The 17,327-nt window shown below is 74.5% G+C and carries 7 protein-coding genes; 3 read left to right on the top strand and 4 right to left on the bottom strand.

From position 1 onward, the window contains the following. Positions 1 to 104: 104 nt before the first annotated feature. The gene (locus tag ACTWPW_RS26100; RefSeq protein WP_443170177.1) at positions 105 to 1,364 is read left to right on the top strand and encodes a cation:proton antiporter; all 1,260 of its coding nucleotides are present in this window, start codon (positions 105 to 107) and stop codon (positions 1,362 to 1,364) included. Here the strand turns inward: ACTWPW_RS26100 and ACTWPW_RS26095 are convergent. The 4 genes from ACTWPW_RS26095 to ACTWPW_RS26080 form a co-directional block, all read right to left on the bottom strand. Next, positions 1,335 to 3,662, bottom strand: coding sequence for a WD40 repeat domain-containing serine/threonine protein kinase (locus ACTWPW_RS26095; protein ID WP_443170176.1), 2,328 nt, complete (start codon positions 3,660 to 3,662; stop codon positions 1,335 to 1,337). The genes ACTWPW_RS26100 and ACTWPW_RS26095 overlap by 30 nt on opposite strands. 97 nt (positions 3,663 to 3,759) lie before the next feature. Then, the gene (locus ACTWPW_RS26090; protein WP_364137353.1) at positions 3,760 to 3,930 is read right to left on the bottom strand and encodes an MbtH family protein; all 171 of its coding nucleotides are present in this window, start codon (positions 3,928 to 3,930) and stop codon (positions 3,760 to 3,762) included. After that, positions 3,909 to 9,497, bottom strand: coding sequence for an amino acid adenylation domain-containing protein (locus tag ACTWPW_RS26085; protein WP_443170175.1), 5,589 nt, complete (start codon positions 9,495 to 9,497; stop codon positions 3,909 to 3,911). The genes ACTWPW_RS26090 and ACTWPW_RS26085 overlap by 22 nt, the downstream gene beginning before the upstream one ends. Further along, the gene (locus ACTWPW_RS26080; RefSeq protein ID WP_443170174.1) at positions 9,494 to 15,886 is read right to left on the bottom strand and encodes an amino acid adenylation domain-containing protein; all 6,393 of its coding nucleotides are present in this window, start codon (positions 15,884 to 15,886) and stop codon (positions 9,494 to 9,496) included. Before ACTWPW_RS26080 ends, ACTWPW_RS26085 begins: the two co-directional genes overlap by 4 nt. Before the next feature lie 437 nt (positions 15,887 to 16,323). Here ACTWPW_RS26080 and ACTWPW_RS26075 point away from each other — a divergent pair, with 437 nt between their 5' ends. Next, entirely contained in the window at positions 16,324 to 16,644 is a 321-nt protein-coding gene (locus tag ACTWPW_RS26075; protein WP_375114045.1) for a phosphopantetheine-binding protein, read from the top strand. Positions 16,645 to 16,682: 38 nt separating this feature from the next. Next, a partial coding sequence (locus ACTWPW_RS26070; RefSeq protein ID WP_443170173.1) for a glycosyltransferase occupies positions 16,683 to 17,327 on the top strand: 645 nt, incomplete at its 3' end.

Genomic DNA, 17,327 nt, shown 5'->3' with positions numbered 1-17,327 from the left:
CGAGTGATCGCGCGCCCGGCCCGGCGATCGGGTTCCCGGACCGGGCGCGCCACCCCTTGCCCGCCGGAGGGATAAGGGGCGATCTTGGGGGCAGCTGGCCCGGGATGTCCACCCTCGACCTCATCCTGGCCCTCGGCGGAGCCGCCGCCCTGCTCGCCGCGATCCTCCCCGAGGTGCTCGCCGGCCGCCCCCTCTCCCTGCCGCTGGTCTACCTGCTCGCCGGCGTGGTCCTGTTCGCGCTGCCCATCGGGTTGCCCGACCCCGACCCGATCGCCCACCGCACGGCCCTGGAGCACATCACCGAGCTGTGCGTCGTCATCTCCCTCATGGGCGCCGGCCTGGCGATCAACCGCCGGGCCGGGCCGCGCGGCTGGTCCACGACGTGGCGGCTGCTGGGCCTGACCATGCCGCTGACCGTGGCCGGGGTCGCCGCCGCGGCCATGGCCCTGCCCGGCTGGCCGATCGGCGCGGCGCTGCTGCTGGGGGCCGTGCTCGCGCCCACGGACCCGGTGCTCGCCTCCGACGTGCACGTGGGCGAGCCCGTGGACGCGGCGAACGCCGACGACGAGGTCCGCTTCGCCCTGACCTCGGAGGCCGGGCTCAACGACGGGCTGGCCTTCCCCATCGTGTACGCGGCCATCGCCGTGGCCACCGCCGGCGGCGCGGGCTGGCTGGGGGAGTGGGCGCTGGTGGACGTGCTCTACCGGACCGCTGCTGGCGTCGTCTCGGGGTTGCTGATCGGCCGCCTGCTCGGCAGGCTGTTCTTCCGCGCCAGGTCGGGCGGGCTGCGCCTGTCGGAGCGGCGCGACGGGTTCGTGGCGCTGGCCGCCACGTTCCTCGCGTACGGGGTGACGGAGCTCGCCCACGGGTACGGCTTCGTCGCGGTGTTCGTCACCGCCTGCACCATCAGGCGGGCGGAGCACGGGCACGGCTACAACAACGTCCTGCACGGCTTCGTGGAGCAGGTCGAGCGCCTGCTCACGGCCTGGCTGCTGCTCCTGCTCGGCGGCTTCGTCGCCACCGGCGGCCTGGCGGCGCTCACCTGGCGCGGCGCCGCCGTCGGGCTCCTGCTCCTGCTGGTGATCCGGCCGCTGGCCGGCTGGCTGACCCAGTGGCGCGGCCGGGCGGGGCCGAGGGAGCGGCTGGCGATCTCGTTCTTCGGGATCCGGGGGATCGGGTCGCTGTTCTACCTGGCGTACGCGCTGGGCGAGGCGGGCTTCGGGGTGCCCGCCGAGGAGCTGTGGGCGGTGACCGGCTTCACCGTCCTGGCCTCGGTCGTGCTGCACGGGGTCACGGCCACCCCGGTGATGGACCGCGTGGACGCCATCCGCGCCTCACGCCGGGCCGAGGCTCCAGACCTGTAACAAACCCCCGTCGTCCGCGCCGGCCAGGACGGGCCGGCCGTCCAGCTCGGCCAGCGCCAGCCGGCGGATCGAGCCGCCCTCGCCGGCCCCCAGGACGCCGATGACCTCGCCGTCGTCGAGGTTCCGGACCCGCACGACGACGTCGCCGCCCCACGGGGCGTGGGCCACGGCGGCGACGGGCACGTCACCGAGCCGCCCCGCCACCAGGGCGGCGGCCCCCCGGTCGTCGGGGCTCCGGACGCTGAAGTCCCACTTCTTCCGGCGCTTGCCCGTCGCCAGGTCGTACACGCGCAGGGTCGCGTCCAGGTGCGTGGACACGAGGACGGGCTTGCCCTTCAGCTCGCCGCAGGCCAGCAGCTCGATGCCGCCGATCTCGCCCGTGTGGAAGGAGTGCGTCTGCCGGCCCGTGGACAGCCGCCACACCCGGACCCGCTGGCCGCCGTCACCGGTGACGAGCACGTCGTGGCCGCCCAGCCTGCCGAACGCGAGCCCGCGGATGCCCTGGAAGTGGTCGTTGATCGTGGGGCCGATCTGCTTGCCGGTGGAGATGTCCCACAGGCGCACCACGCTGCGCAGGTCCTTCATGCCGTCGTACTTCTGCGACACCGCGACCGCCCGGCCCGCGACCGTGACGGCCACGATGGGGTCGCCCGCGCGGTGGGTGGCGAGGCTCTCGCCCCGCGGGCCCCACAGCCGCATCCGGCCGTCACCGTGCCCGGAGGCCGTCACCTGCCGGCCGCCCAGCTCGCCGACGGCCATGGCCGTCACCGCGCCACCGCCGTCGCCGAGCGGGGTGACGGCCGCGTTCAGATCCCACGCGACCACCGTCCCCTTGGTGGTCCCGCACACGACGGTGGCTCGGCTCGCGGCCATCGCCGCCGGCTCGCCGCCGCCGCTCGCCACCGGAACGGGCCCCTTGACCGGCGTGCCGAACGGCTCGGCGGCCACGGCCGAGCCGGGCGACGGGGACGCCGACGCCGACGCCGACGCCGACGCCGACGCCGACATGGACGGAGGTGGCGACGTGGACGCGGTGGCCGACGGTGACGTGCCGCCGTCCGCCCGCAGCGAGCCGCTTCCCGGGCGGAGGACGGCGAACGCCGACACACCGATGGCAGCCGCGGCGGTGAGCCCCCCGATGAGCGCCCGCCGGCTGACCGGCCGCCCCTCGCTCGGCGCCGCGTCCTGCGCCGGCCTCACCCCGGAAGGAGGCAACGGCGGAGCCCCGGCATCCACCCGGCCCGGAGACACAGGCGCCGCATGTGAGGCGGGCGCGGGGGCACCGTGCGACGGGGACGCGGGCGCCGCCTGCGACGAGGCCGCTTGGGACGGGGTCGCCTGGGATGAGGCCGCTTGGGACGGGGCCGCCTGCGATGAGGGTGCCTTGGACCAGGCCGCTTGGGGCGAGGGTGCCTGGGGCGAGGGTGCGGGGTCGGGGGAGGAGGGTGGCGGGGACGTGGGGGCGGGGGCGGGTACGGACGCGGCGGCGCTTGCCGGCCCGATCAGCCGTCGCAGCAGGTCCGTAGGCTGTGGCCGCTGCGCCGGGTCCTTGGCCAGGCACCGCTCGATCAGCTCGCGCATCAGCCGCCCGGGCACCCCGGACAAGTCAGGAGTCCCGGTGAGGATCGCGTTCATGATGACCGGCACCGAGTCCCCGGCGAAGGGCGGGCGGCCGGTGGCGGCGAAGACCATCGTCCCGGCCCAGCTGAACACGTCGGAGGCGGTGCCGACCCGCTCGCCCCTGAACTGCTCGGGCGACATGTACGCGGGCGTCCCCACCGCGCCGGAGGTCCGGCTCGTCGCGTCGAGCGCCTTGGCGATCCCGAAGTCGATCACGATAGGCCCGTCCGGCCCGATCAGGACGTTGCCCGGCTTGAAGTCCCGGTGCACGATCCCCGCCTGGTGGATCGCGGCCAGCGCGGTCAGCGTGGAGATCGCCAGCCGGTCCAGCGCCCCGCCGCGCCGCGGCCCGGAGGCGCGGACGGCCGCGTACAGCGTGTCGCCGGGGACGTATTCGCTGACGATGTACGGCCGCTCGTCCAGCACCCCGACGTCCAGCACGGCGGCCGTGCAGAACGCGGCCACCCGCCGCGCGGCCTCCGCCTCCCGCAGGAACCCGCGCGCGATGGCGTCGTCCTGGACGAGGTGCGCGTGCAGCAGCTTGATCGCCACCTCACGCCCCGACCCGGTCACCCCCCGGTAGACCACGCCCTGCCCGCCGGACCCGAGCACGCCGACGAGCCGATGGTCACCGATCCGCTCGGGATCCCCCGGCCGGAGCGGGCGCAGGTCGGGCATCCCACTCCTCTCTCAGGCCCCCAGTCTCTCAGACCCGGATGACGCGGCGATCGCCGCCGCGAGCCCGGGAAGCCCGTACGCTGCGCCCGTACACCGCTCATCTCGCGCTGAGAGGGCGCATGTCGGTCCACACCTCCTCGATGTACGCCAGGCAGTCGTCCCTGCCCCCGGCGAACCCGGTCGCCCGCCACCCGGCCGGGATCTCCCGGTCCGCGGGCCACACCGAGTACTGCTCCTCACCGTTGATCACGACCTGGTACTCGTCCACCTTTTCTCCTTCGCCAGGGCCCCGCGGCTGCGCAGGGCCTCGAATCCGATCACGTCGTCGGGCAGGGCGTCGGGCACGAGGTCGTCGAAGTCCCACAGCACCCGGCGGCGCCGGGCGACCAGCACGCACAGCGCGATGGCGGCGCCCAGCAGCAGGTACAGGAAGCCGATGCCGCGGCCCTCGCCGGTGCCGATCAGCAGGCCGACCGTGTCCGCGAGCGCGCCGCCCTCGGCGAACATCGGCTCGAACAGGGCGGTGCCCACCGGCGCCACGACCGCGTACCCCAGCGGCAGCGTCGAGAAGGCCACGAGCTGGTTGAGCGCGAAGACCCGCCCGTGATAGCGCTGCGGGATCTTGACCTGCACGATCGTCGTGTAGACCCCGTTGAGCAGGGTCAGCGACAGGAACAGGCCGAACACCCCGGCGGTGATCACGACGAGGTCCTCCCGGACCCCGATCACCACCGCCGACACCGCCAGCGTCAGCGTGAACATCAGCTGCCCGCGGAACCGCCGCACGCGCGGCCCGCCCCACACCGCCATGCCCAGCCCGCCGAGGAACACCCCGAGCCCGCCGAAGAAGGAGACCCGCCCCACGTCGGCGAGCGACCCGAACGACAGCACCAGCGGCGAGATCATCAGGAACAGCGCCGCCATGAACAGGTTGACCACCGCGAAGAACGTGACCATGCGGCGGAAGCCCTTGTTGCCCCAGGAGTAGCGGAAGCCGTTCACCAGCTCGGCCGCCATCGACTCGCGGCGGCGCAGGCCCATGGTGGCGGGGAAGCGGATGAACAGCAGGGTGCCGATGGCGATCGCGTAGCTGATCACGTCGATGGCCAGGATGCCCTCCAGGCCGATGACCGCCATCAGCCCGGCCGCGGCGAGGGGCACGATGAGCTGCGCGACCCCGTTGATCATGCCGACCACGCCGTTGGCGTGGCCGAGGAAGCGCTTGGGCACGAGCTGCGGGATGGCCGAGCCGTACGCGATCCGCTGGAAGGACAGGGCCACCGACAGGCAGAACAGCAGCGGGTAGATGTGCCAGGTCTGCAGGTTGCCGGTCCACAGGAGCAGGCCCAGCGCCAGTTGCGAGCCGCCGGCGCCGACGTCGCCGAGCAGCATGACGCGGCGCCGGTCGCTGCGGTCCACGACGGTGCCGGCCAGCGGCGCCACCAGCATCCCGGGTACGAGCGCCAGCACGGAGAACAGCGCGAAGTCGACCAGGGAGTCCGTGGTCAGGTAGATCCAGATGGGCACGGCGAACTCGGTCAGCGCCGAACCGACGATCGACAGCGCCTGCCCGGCGGCCACCCCGAAGAAGCGCCGCATGCTCGGCCGCGGCCCATCCCGCTCCGCCGTCCGCACGCCCACGCCACCCGAACCGCCCGCCCGCCCGTTGCCATCGGCGTCGTTCGCGCCGCCCGCCAGGCCGTGGCGATCCGCGCCGTCACCGCTGCCCGCGACCTCCGGAATGCCGGCGGTGGCGAGGGTGCTCGGGGTGCGGGGGGCGTTCGAGGTGCCGGGGGATGCCGTCGAGACGCCCTCCAGCCACCACGTACGCTCCCCGTCCCCCCGTTCCAGCCCGGTGGTCCCGCCGGTCGTGATGGCCACGTGCGTACGGGTGACGATCTCCGCCAGCTCCTCCGCCCGGTACCGGAGGAAGAAGTGCGCGGCCTCGTCCAGCACCGCGCACCCGGTGACGGGCGACAGGACGTGCCACTCCCGGTACCGCTCCTGGTAGTACTCCATGACCGGATCCCGCTCCCCGGCCACCGCGATCACCGGCGCCGCGAGCCGCTCGGCGTCCTCCTCGAACAGCCGGGTGAAGTACCGCTCCGCCGCCCGCGTGCCGTGCCGCCGGTTGCGGACGATCAGCTTGAGCTCCTCCGGCGTCAGGTCGGAGACGTCGAGCCCGGCCGCCGTGAGCGCGTTCACCCGGCCCTGGTCGCCGCGCAGATCCTCCAGCCGGTGCCGCAGCCGCGTCAGCCGTCCCTCCGGCCGCGCGAACGGGAAGATCCCGCCCAGGTAGACGGCCTCCACCGCGCGCCCCTCGGCGTGCAGCCGCCGGGCGATCTCCGCGGCGATCATGGCGCCGAGCCCGCAGTGGCCGTACAGGACGAGCGGCCCCCGGACGTTCGCCAGGATCTCCCCGGCGCAGGCCCGCGCCACCTCGTCCGGCGGCATGGGCTCCTCGCCGAGCTCGTGACCGGGCACGGCGATCGAGTACAGCGCCCAGTCGTCGGGCAGGGCGTCCGCGAGCGGCTTGTAGATCACCGCGCTGCCCCCGCCGTACGGGGCGCAGACGAGCGTGGTCGCGGCGGCCCGGGGCGGCGTGAGGAGGTGCAGCAACCCGCCCGCCGCGGCACCGGACCCGCCGTCGAGCAGCGCGGCCAGCTCCGCGACGGTGGAGTGCTTGAACAGGTCCATCAGCGTCAGCCGCCGGTCCGGGACGGCCTTGCGCAGCCGGGCCAGCACCCGCATGGCCAGCAGCGAGTGCCCGCCCAGCTCGAAGAAGTCGTCCAGCGCGCCGACCCGGGCCAGCCCCAGCACGTCGGCCCAGATCGCGGCGACGCTCGCCTCGGCGGGGGTACGCGGCGGGACGAACCCGGCGCCCCCGGCGAGCCGGTCGTCGCCCGGGTCGGGCAGCGCGGCCCGGTCCACCTTGCCATGCGACTTCAGCGGCAGGTAGTCGAGCCAGACGAACCGTACGGGGATCATGTAGTCGGGCAGCCGCTCACGCAGCCACGCCCGCAGCTCGGCGGCGGGAGCCCGATCGGCGCTCCCGGAAGGGCCGTCGGCGGGCAGGAGGTAGCCGACCAGCCGGTCGCCGCGCAGCTCGGCCACGGCCTGGGCGACCCCGGGCAGCTCCGCCAGCACGGACTCGACCTCGCCCAGCTCCACCCGGTATCCGCGCACCTTGACCTGAAGGTCGCGGCGCCCGAGGAACTGCAGGCTGCCGTCGGGCAGCCACCGCCCCAGGTCGCCGGTGCGGTACATGCGCGCCCCCGGCCCGCCCCCAGGATCGGGCAGGAACCGGTCGGCGGTCAGCGCCGGCTTGCCCAGGTACCCCCTGGCCAGCCGGGCGCCGCCCAGGTAGATCTCGCCGATCACGCCCACGGGCACCGGCCGCAGCCGCTCGTCCAGCACCTGGACGCGCGCGCCGGGCAGCGGGCGGCCGATGGGCAGCGTGGTCTCCCGCGCGGGCTCGGCCGGGTCCACCAGGAACGTGGTGATGCCGACCGTGGCCTCCGTGGGGCCGTAGTGGTTGACCACCGCGCAGCGGCCGAGCGCGGCCAGCTCCCGCGCCCAGGCCCAGCCGGACGCCTCGCCGCCGAGGACGAGCAGCCGGCGCGGCAGCAGGTCGGCGGGATCGGCCTCGGCCAGCAGCGCCGCCAGGTGCGACGGGGTGATCTTGAGGTAGTCGGCGGGCGCGCGGCCGAAGTACTCGGCCAGCTCCGGGGCCGACGTCCTGGACGGGATCAGGTGCAGGCAGCCGCCGGTCATCAGGGCCAGGTAGAAGGTGGTGACCCCGAAGTCGAAGGCCAGCGACTGCAGCAGCGCGAAGGAGGAGCCGGGCTCGACCGCGAAGCGCTCGCGCACCCCCGCCAGGTACGTCACCACCTCGCGGTGCTGGATCGCCACCCCCTTCGGCCGCCCGGTGGTGCCGGAGGTGTAGATCACGTACGCCAGGTCGGACGGGCCGATCCCGGCCGCCACCGGCTCGGCGGGCCCGTCCGGCGGCTCCGGGCCGTCGATCGGCACCTCGGTGAGCCCGTCCGGCAGCGGCCCCCGGGACCCCGCCGACGTGATCGCGGTGCGGACCCCGGCGTCGCCCGCCATGTACGCGATCCGCTCGGCCGGCTGCTCCGGGTCGAGCGGCACGTACGCCGCCCCGGCCTTGAGCACGCCCAGCAGCGCGACGGCCAGCTCCGCCGACTGCTCCAGGCACACCGCCACCCGGTCGCCCGGCCGCACCCCGGCCCCGCGCAGCTGCCGCGCGAGCCGCCCGGCCCGCCGTTCGAGCGCCTCGTAGGTCAGCGTCCGCCCGCCGAACACCACCGCCGGCGCGCGCGGGGTGCGGGCCGCCTGCGCCGAGACCAGCTCGTGCAGCAGCTCGCTCCCCGGCGGCGCGGGCGCGGGGGCCGTGCCCAGCGCGGCCAGCCGGTCCCGCTCGGCGGCGGGCAGCAGTTCCAGGTCCGCCAGGCGGGTGTCCGGCGCGGCCACGGCCGAGCGCAGCAGCGCCGCCAGCCCCGCCGCCAGCCGCTCGGCCGTGCCCTCCTGGAACAGCGCGGTGTTGTAGACCAGCGTCCCGTCCAGCCCGCCGCCGGCCTCGTGCAGGTACAGGCTGAGGTCGAACCGGCTGACCACCGTGTCCGCGGCGAACCACGACAGCTCCCGCGCCCCCGGGTCGACCGGCTGGGCGGTGTAGTTCTGCAGCGCGAACATCACCTGGAACACCGCCGGCCGGGAGACGTCCCGCTCGACGTGCAGCTCGTTGACGAGCTGGTCGAACGGCAGCTCCTGGTGCGCGAACGCGTCCAGCGCCGTGTCCCGCACCCTCGACACCAGCTCGGCGAACCCCGGATCCCCCGCCAGGTCGGCCCGCAGGGCCAGCGTGTTGACGAACATCCCCACCAGGCCGTCCAGCTCCGGCAGCCCGCGCCCGCTGACCGGGCTGCCCACGGCGAACGAGCTCTGCCCCGACCACCGCCCCAGCAGTGCCTGGAACGCGGCCAGCAGCACCATGTACGGCGTCGCCCCCTGGGCCTCGGCCAGCGCCCGCACCCCCGAGACCAGCCCGGCGTCCAACCGGAACCCGTGGGCGGCCCCGGCGAACGCCTGCTCGGCCGGCCGCGGCAGGTCGGTGGGCAGCTCCAGCGGCGGCACCCCGCTCAGCTGCCGCCGCCAGTAGTCCACATCGGCCAGGTAGCCAGGGGTGCCGACGCGCTCGCGCTGCCACAGGGCGTAGTCGCCGTACTGCACCGGCGGCGCGGCCAGGGGCTTCCCGTCGTGCAGCGCGAACAGCTCGTTCAGCACCACGTCCCAGCTCCACCCGTCGGCGACGGCGTGGTGCGCGGCCAGCATGAGCACATGGTCGGCGGCGTGATCAGCCGGGCCGAGCCGTACCAGCAGGACGCGCAGCAGCGGTCCCGCCGCCAGGTCGAACGGGCGGGCCAGCACCGCCGACACCAGCGCGCGGGCCTCCTCCGGCGACCCCGCGGAGGTCGTCCAGAACTCGGGGGCCGCCACCGGGTCGATCACGACGCGCGGCATCCCGTCGTCGGAGGTGACGAACCGGCTGCGCAGGCTCTCGTGCCGGGCGGCCACCTCGTGCACGGCCCGCCGCAGCGCGTCGTGGTCCAGCTCGCCCCGGACGCGCGCGGTGCAGGAGACGGTGTAGGCGGGGGTGCCGGGGACGTACTGCTCCAGGAACCACAGCCGCTCCTGGGCGTGGGACAGCGGCGGCGCGGTCCCCTCCGGGCGCGGTGGGATCGTGGTCGTGGCGGTGCGCCGCCGCAGCCGCTGTGCCAGCAGTGCCTGCTTGGCGGGGGACAGGCCGGTCACGACACCTCCGTGGAATCGAGCAGGCGGATGGCCTCCTCGTCGGACAGGCCTTCCAGGTCGGCCAGGAGGAGGTCCTCCATCGCGGCCGCGAACTCCTCCACCGTGCGATGGGTGAAGAACGTCCTGATCGGTACGTCGACGTCGACGGTGGCGCGCAGGCGGGCCGCGGCGCGTACCGCGAGCAGGGAGTGGCCGCCGAGGTGGAAGAAGTCGTCGGCCGCCCCCACGCGGGAGACGCCGAGCAGGTCGCTCCACACGTCGGCCACCAGCGCCTCGGCGTCGGTGCGCGGGGTGACGTACCCGGGCCGGAACCCGCGCCCCGACCCGCCCCCCGACCCGCCCACGGTGGCCGCGGCCGGCAGCCGCTCCACCCGCCCGTCCGGTCCCGGCCGAGCCCGCTCCCCGGTCGCGCGCGGCACGCCGTCCGCCCCGGCCTCCCACACCTCGCCGACGTCCCCGGGCGCGACCGGAACGCCCCACGGATCCAGCACCCGCACCGGCCCGGCCGTCCCATCCGCGGCCGGGCCGTGCGGCTCGCCCCCGGCCGTCCGGTCGGCGGCGGGCGTTGCCAGTTCGGAGAGATGCCGGTCCGGGGCGGCCGCCACCTCGTCGAGCAGCGCGGCGTACCGCCCGGCGAGCCGCTCCACGCCGGCCGCGTCCAGCAGCGAGGCGTCGTACCGGAAGGCCAGCGTGAGCCCCTCGCCCCCGGCCCAGGCCTCCAGGGCCAGGTCGTAGACCGTCTCCGGCGGCCGGGGCGCGAAGGGCACGTGCTCCAGCCCGCCGAAGGTCCCCGGCTCCGGCGGCGCCTCGTGCAGCGTCAGCGTCGTCTGGAACAGCGGCTCCTGCGCCGGATCCCGCTCCACGCCCAGCGCGGACACCAGCCGCTCGGGCGACAGGTCCCCGTGCTCGGCCGCCTCCCGCTCGGCCGCCCGGGTACGCCGCAGCAGTTCCGCGAACCCCGGATCCCCCGACAGGTCACCCCGGACCACCAGATGCCGGGTGAGGTGCCCGACCACCCCCTCCAGCCCGTCCGCCTCGCGCCCGCTCACCGGCCGCCCCACCATGAACCCCGTCTGCCCGGCCCGCCGGGCCAGCACCACCTGGTAGGCGGCCAGCAGCACGGTGTACAGCGTCCCGCCGGCCTCCCGCCCCAGCCGCTCCAGCGACGCGGCCAGCTCCGCGGTCAGCCGCAGCTCGACGAGCCCCCCGGTGCGGGCCGGTGGCCGGGGCCGGTCCAGCGGCAGGTCCAGGACCGGCGCCCCGGCCAGCCGCCCGCACCAGTGCTCCAGCCCCGCCTCCGCCGCTGCCTCGCGCCGGCCGCGCCAGAGCGTGACGTCCCCGGCCTGTACGGGCGGCGCCGGCAGCTCGCGCCCCTCGTACAGCGCGGCCAGATCGCGCACCAGCACGCCCAGCGCCCACGCGTCGGCCACGATCGGATGCGCCGCCACGCACAGCACGTGGTCCTCCGGCGCCAGCCGGATCAGCGCCATCCGCACCGGCGGCGCCGCGGCCAGGTCGAACGGCTCGCCGGCGCACGCGCCGACCAGCCGCGCGGCCTCCTCCTCGGCGTCCGGCCGCCCGGTCAGGTCGTGGCGGGCGAGCGGCGGCTCGAACGTGTCCTGCACCACCAGCAGCGGCCGGCCCTCGTCGCCGGGGAACCGGCTCCGCAACCCCTCGTGCCTGGCCGCCACCCCGGCGACGGCCGCCGCCAGCGCGCCCTCGTCCAGCGGGCCGCGCAGCCGGCGGGCCACGCACAATGGGGCGGCGCCCTCCCCGCCGAGGTAGTCCAGGAACCAGAGCCGCTCCTGCGCCGGGGACAGCGGCACCGGCGTGCCCGCGTCCCGCGCGCGCAGCGGCACCTCCGCGCCGCCCGGCGCCGGCAGCGCCTTGCGGTCGACCTTGCCGTTCGGGGTGAGGGGCAGGGCGTCGAGCGGGACGAAGACCTGGGGGATCATGTACGGGGGCAGGCTCGCGGAGAGGTGGGCGCGCAGCGCGGCGGGCTCGGGGGCGTCGCCCGCCACGTACGCGATCAGCCTGTCCTGGTGGACGGCGGCGACGGCCTGGCGGATGGCGGGGTGGGTTTCGAGGGTGGATTCGATCTCGCCGAGTTCGATGCGGTGGCCGCGGAGTTTGATCTGGTTGTCGGTGCGGCCGAGGTAGTGGAGGGTGCCGTCGTCGTGGAGGCGGACGATGTCGCCGGTGCGGTAGAGGCGGGCTCCTGGTGGGCCGTAGGGGTCGGGGATGAAGCGGTCGGCGGTGAGGGCGGGGCGGTGGTGGTAGCCGTGGGCCAGGCCGAGGCCGCCGATCAGCAGCTCGCCCGTGGAGGCCGGTCGGAGGCGGTCATCGACGATGTGGATCCGGGTGTTGCCGATCGGGCGGCCGATGGAGACGTGGTCCGGGTCGCCGGGGACCTCCCAGGCGGTGGACCAGATGGTGGTCTCGGTGGGGCCGTACACGTTGAACAGCCGGCCGGTCCTGCTCCTCAGCTCGGCCGCCAGCGGGACCGTCAGCGCCTCGCCGCCGACCAGGGCCGTGACGGCGGGGTCGGCGTACCCGCCGGCCAGCAGCACCCGCCAGCCCGACGGGGTGGCCTGGACGTGGGTGACGCCCTCCCGCCGGATCAGCTCGGCCAGGCGGTGACCGTCACGCGCCGTGCCCGCGTCGGCGATCACCGTACGGGCGCCTGTGACGAGCGGTAAATACAGCTCAAGGCCGGAAATATCAAAGGAAAGCGAGGTCAGGGCCAGCCAGGCGTCGTCTTCTCCGGCGTCCAGCAGGTTTTCCATGGAGACCAGGAAGTTCAGCAAGGCCCGGTGCGGCACCACCACGCCTTTCGGCCGCCCGGTGGAGCCGGAGGTGTAGAGAATATAGGCGGGATCGGCCTCATCAATAACTTTGTCCAGATTACTGCCGCTATATGCTGATAAATCGTCACCTGTTTCCAGCACGGTGCCGTCGAAGGCGGGCAGCCGGTCGCGCAGGGGTCCGGGCACCAGCACGGTGCGGGCGCCGGAGTCGGCGAGCACGAGCTCGATCCGCGCGGCGGGGTAGCCGGGATCCAGCGGCAGGTACGCGGCGCCGGCCTTGAGTACCGCCAGCATGGCCACGAGCGCCTCGGCCGACCGCCCGGCGAAGATCGCCACCACGCCCGGATCCCCGGTGTCGAGCAGGCGGCGGGCCAGCCGGTTGGCGGCCGCGTTCACCTCCCCGTACGACAGCGCCCGGCCACCGTCCACCACCGCCACCCGCTCGGGAGCCTTCGCCGCCCAGGCCTCGAACAGCGGCACCATCCCCGGCAGGGCCGGCAGCGGCAGAGCCGTGTCGTTGACCCCGTACAGCAGCCGCTCCCGCTCGTCCCCCGTCACCCGCGACAACCACGACAGCCGGGCACCGGGCGCGGCGGCGACGTCCCGCAGCAGGGCGGCGAACCGGTCGGCCAGGTGCTCGATCGTCGCCGGGTCGAACAGGGAGGACTCGTACCCGAACGCCATCTCCAGCCCCCCGGCGTCGGGCCAGGCGTCCAGCGTGAGGTCGAAGCGGGCGGGCGTGTAGCCGGCGTGGAAGACCTCGGCGGTGGCGGCCCCGAGCCGCGTCGTGCCGCCGTCGTCCTGGGTGTGCAGGATCAGCATGGTCCGGAACAGCCCGGACCCGCCGCCGAGCCGCTCCATCGGCACGTCGCCGTGGGTGAACGCGTCGAGCACGGCGTGCCGCGTACGTACCAGGAGGTCGGTGAAGGCGGGGTCGCCGGACAGGTCGCCGCGCAGCACCAGCGTCTCGGCCAGGAAGCCGAACAGCGGCTCCAGCTCGACCCGGTCCCGCCCGGCGACGGCGGTGCCCACCGCGAGGTCGTGCTGCCCGCTCAGCCGGGCGAGCAGCGCCTGGTAGGCGGCGAGCAGCACCATGAACAGCGTCGTCCCGGTGCTGCGGCCGAGGTCCTCCAGTGCGGCCACCGTCTCGCGGGGCAGCCTGGCCCGGTGGACCGCGCCGTGCCGCTTCGTCCCGGCCGGGCGCGGGCGGTCGGCGGGCAGGTCGAGCGCGGGAAGCCCGTCCAGTCTCGCCCGCCAGTACGCCAGCGCGGCGTCACCCTCGCCGGCCGCCTCCCGCTCCCGCCTCCAGTACGTGACGTCGCCGTGCTGCAGCGGCAGAGCGGGCAGCTCGCGGCCCTCGTAGCAGGCGGCGAGGTCGGACAGTAGGACGTTCTGCGACCAGCCGTCGCCGATGACGTGATGGAACACCACGCACAGCACGTGCTCGCCGGCCGCCAGGCGGATCAGGGTGGCGCGCAGCGGGGGAGCGGCGGCCAGGTCGATGGGGGTGTTCACCCGTACGGTCACCAGCCGCCGCGCCTCCGCCTCGCGCTCGCCGGGCGGCAGGTGGGCCAGGTCGAGCCGCTCGACCGGGACCGGAGCGGGCGGCTCGACCACCGCGACCGGGATCCCGCCCGCCTCGGGGAAGCGGGTGCGCAGCGTCTCGTGCCGCGCCGCGACGCGGGTGAGCGCCGCGGCCAGCAGGTTCGCGTCCAGCGGCCCGCGCAGCCGCTGCGCCAGGTAGACGTTGTAGGAGGCGTCCTGCGGGTCCAGCCGGTACAGGAACCACAGCCGCTCCTGAGCGGGGGAGAGCGGCGGGGCGGTGCCGGCCGGCCGCGGGCGCGGCGGCGCCGACGGGGCCTCCAGCTCCTGTACGGCGGCGGCCAGCGCCTCCACCGTGGAGTGCGCGAAGAACGCCGCGACCGGCACCTCCACGCCGAGCCGCCGCGTGATCCGCGCCGCCGCCCTGGCCGCGAGCAGCGAGTGCCCGCCCAGCAGGAAGAAGTCGTCCCCGGTGCCCACCACGTCCAGGCCGAGCACCTCCGCGAACACCTCGGCCACCTGCCGCTCGACGGCCGTCCCCGGCACCCGCCCCGCGCCGCTCTCCGCGAGCTCCGGCGCGGGGAGCGCCTTGCGGTCGACCTTGCCGTTCGGGGTGAGGGGCAGGGTTTCGAGCGGGACGAAGACCTGGGGGATCATGTACGGGGGCAGGCGGTCGGCGAGGTGGGCCCGTAAGGCGGAGTCGTCCGGGAGGTCGCCGACGAGGTAGGCGACCAGGGTCTCGCGATGCACGGCGGCGACGGCCTGGCGGATGGCGGGGTGGGTTTCGAGGGTGGATTCGATCTCGCCGAGTTCGATGCGGTGGCCGCGGAGTTTGATCTGGTTGTCGGTGCGGCCGAGGTAGTGGAGGGTGCCGTCGTCGTGGAGGCGGACGATGTCGCCGGTGCGGTAGAGGCGGGCTCCTGGTGGGCCGTAGGGGTCGGGGATGAAGCGGTCGGCGGTGAGGGCGGGGCGGTGGTGGTAGCCGTGGGCCAGGCCGAGGCCGCCGATCAGCAGCTCGCCCGTGGAGGCCGGTCGGAGGCGGTCATCGACGATGTGGATCCGGGTGTTGCCGATCGGGCGGCCGATGGAGACGTGGTCCGGGTCGCCGGGGACCTCCCAGGCGGTGGACCAGATGGTGGTCTCGGTGGGGCCGTACACGTTGAACAGCCGGCCGGTCCTGCTCCTCAGCTCGGCCGCCAGCGGGACCGTCAGCGCCTCGCCGCCGACCAGGGCCGTGACGGCGGGGTCGGCGTACCCGCCGGCCAGCAGCACCCGCCAGCCCGACGGGGTGGCCTGGACGTGGGTGACGCCCTCCCGCCGGATCAGCTCGGCCAGGCGGTGACCGTCACGCGCCGTGCCCGCGTCGGCGATCACCGTACGGGCGCCTGTGACGAGCGGTAAATACAGCTCAAGGCCGGAAATATCAAAGGAAAGCGAGGTCAGGGCCAGCCAGGCGTCGTCTTCTCCGGCGTCCAGCAGGTTTTCCATGGAGACCAGGAAGTTCAGCAAGGCCCGGTGCGGCACCACCACGCCTTTCGGCCGCCCGGTGGAGCCGGAGGTGTAGAGAATATAGGCGGGATCGGCCTCATCAATAACTTTGTCCAGATTACTGCCGCTATATGCTGATAAATCGTCACCTGTTTCCAGCACGGTGCCGTCGAAGGCGGGCAGCCGGTCGCGCAGGGGTCCGGGCACCAGCACGGTGCGGGCGCCGGAGTCGGCGAGCACGAGCTCGATCCGCGCGGCGGGGTAGCCGGGATCCAGCGGCAGGTACGCGGCGCCGGCCTTGAGTACCGCCAGCATGGCCACGAGCGCCTCGGCCGACCGCCCGGCGAAGATCGCCACCACGCCCGGTTCCCCGGTGTCGAGCAGGCGCCGGGCCAGCCGGTTGGCGGCCGCGTTCACCTCTCCGTACGACAGCGCCCGGCCACCGTCCACCACCGCCACCCGCTCGGGAGCCTTCGCCGCCCAGGCCTCGAACAGCGGCACCATCCCCGGCAGGGCCGGCAGCGGCAGAGCTGTCTCATTCAGCTCTGCCAAGGCAGCCAAGGGGGCTGGTGGGTGGATCGGGATCTCCCTCTGCGGCATTTCGCGCATCGCGCCATCCTTCGTCGGACAGGCGTGCTCGCCCCAGCTCGGAGGTGGGACCAGACGCCCGCTACGAGCACCCGCGGAACAGATTTCGTGGGAACGCTCCCACGGGCAGTCAGGTTAAGGAGGCGTTCGCTCTGCGGTCAACATCAATTGAAGATTTAACTTGATTGGTCTACCAAAAGGCCGCTATGTGCTCTCTAGCTGGGGTTCCTTACAACGGCGTTTCGGAAACATTACTGAGACTGTTCTCTTGACATCTCTCCGCCGTGATCCCAGGCTCGTCCTGGGGGCCTTCCAGGGGTGTTTTTTGGGAGCGCTCCCATGACTCTGCCTGCCCTCTGAACGTCCGGAGAACGGTAATGACACCGACAGAGGAAGCCGTCATGGGGATCTGGACCGAGCTCCTGACCACCCCGCCACGCTCCCTCACCGACGACTTCTTCGCGCTGGGCGCGCAGTCGCTCACCGTGGTGCGGTTCCTGGCGAGGGTCCAGGAGCAGTACGGCGTCGAACTGCCCGTGGACGAGCTCTTCTCCGCCGAGTTCACCGTGTCCGCGGCGGCCCGCCTCATCGACGATGCGCTGCTCGGCGGGCTCGCCGACGACCAGCTCGCGGAGCTGCTCGACGAGCTGGACGGCATGTCCGAGGAGGACGTACGGGCACTGCTGGACGAGACCTCGCCGCTCGGCGAGACCTCGACGTGACGGGCCGGGCGACCGCACCCGCGTCGAGCATGCTGCTGGTGACCCACGGGTCGGACGGCGACGTGCTGCCGTTCGTCCGGCTGGGCCGGGTGCTGCGGGAACGCGGGCACGAGGTGACGCTGCTGACCCACTCCCCGTACCGGGGGCGGGTCGAGGAGGCGGGGCTCGGGTTCGTACCGATCGACACGCCGGACGGGTTCGAGCGCTACTCCGCCGACACCGCCCTGCTGCCCGGCGGGAAGGCCACGCTGGACTGGCTGGGCTTCTACCGCCGCAACGCCCTCTTCGACCAGCTCGCGACGGAGTGCCGCGCGCTCGCCGCCCGTGTCCTGCCCGGCCGCACGGTCCTGGTCGGCCGGCACACCTCCGCCCTGTCCGTGCTCCTGGTACGGGAGCTGCTCGGGGTGCCCGCCGCCTGGGTGGCGGTGGCCCCGATCCAGCCCATGGCCACCGACGTCGCCCGCCACCTGCACCAGCACGTGCTCGCCGGCGGCATCGACGAGGTCCGCGCCCGCCTCGGGCTGGGGCCGGTCGGGGACTGGCGGGCCTGGTTCTCCTCCGCCGACCTCCAGCTCGGCCTCTGGCCCCGCTGGTTCGACGAGGCCGGCCCCGGCACGGGCGCCGCAATCGTCCTGACCGGTTTCCCCCTCCCGGACGACCCCCCGAACCCACCTCCCACGACC

The organism is Nonomuraea sp. KM90 (assembly GCF_052246675.1).
Classification (GTDB): Bacteria; Actinomycetota; Actinomycetes; order Streptosporangiales; family Streptosporangiaceae; genus Nonomuraea.
The sequence above is the reverse complement of the archived record's forward strand: the minus strand, read 5'-3'. Positions and strand labels throughout refer to the sequence as shown.

Coding starts and splice junctions, on each gene's coding strand:
- ACTWPW_RS26095 (WP_443170176.1), bottom strand. CDS start 3,662: ATGCCCGACCTGCGCCCGCTCCGGCCGGGGGATCCCGAGCGGATCGGT.
- ACTWPW_RS26075 (WP_375114045.1), top strand. CDS start 16,324: ATGGGGATCTGGACCGAGCTCCTGACCACCCCGCCACGCTCCCTCACC.
- ACTWPW_RS26100 (WP_443170177.1), top strand. CDS start 105: ATGTCCACCCTCGACCTCATCCTGGCCCTCGGCGGAGCCGCCGCCCTG.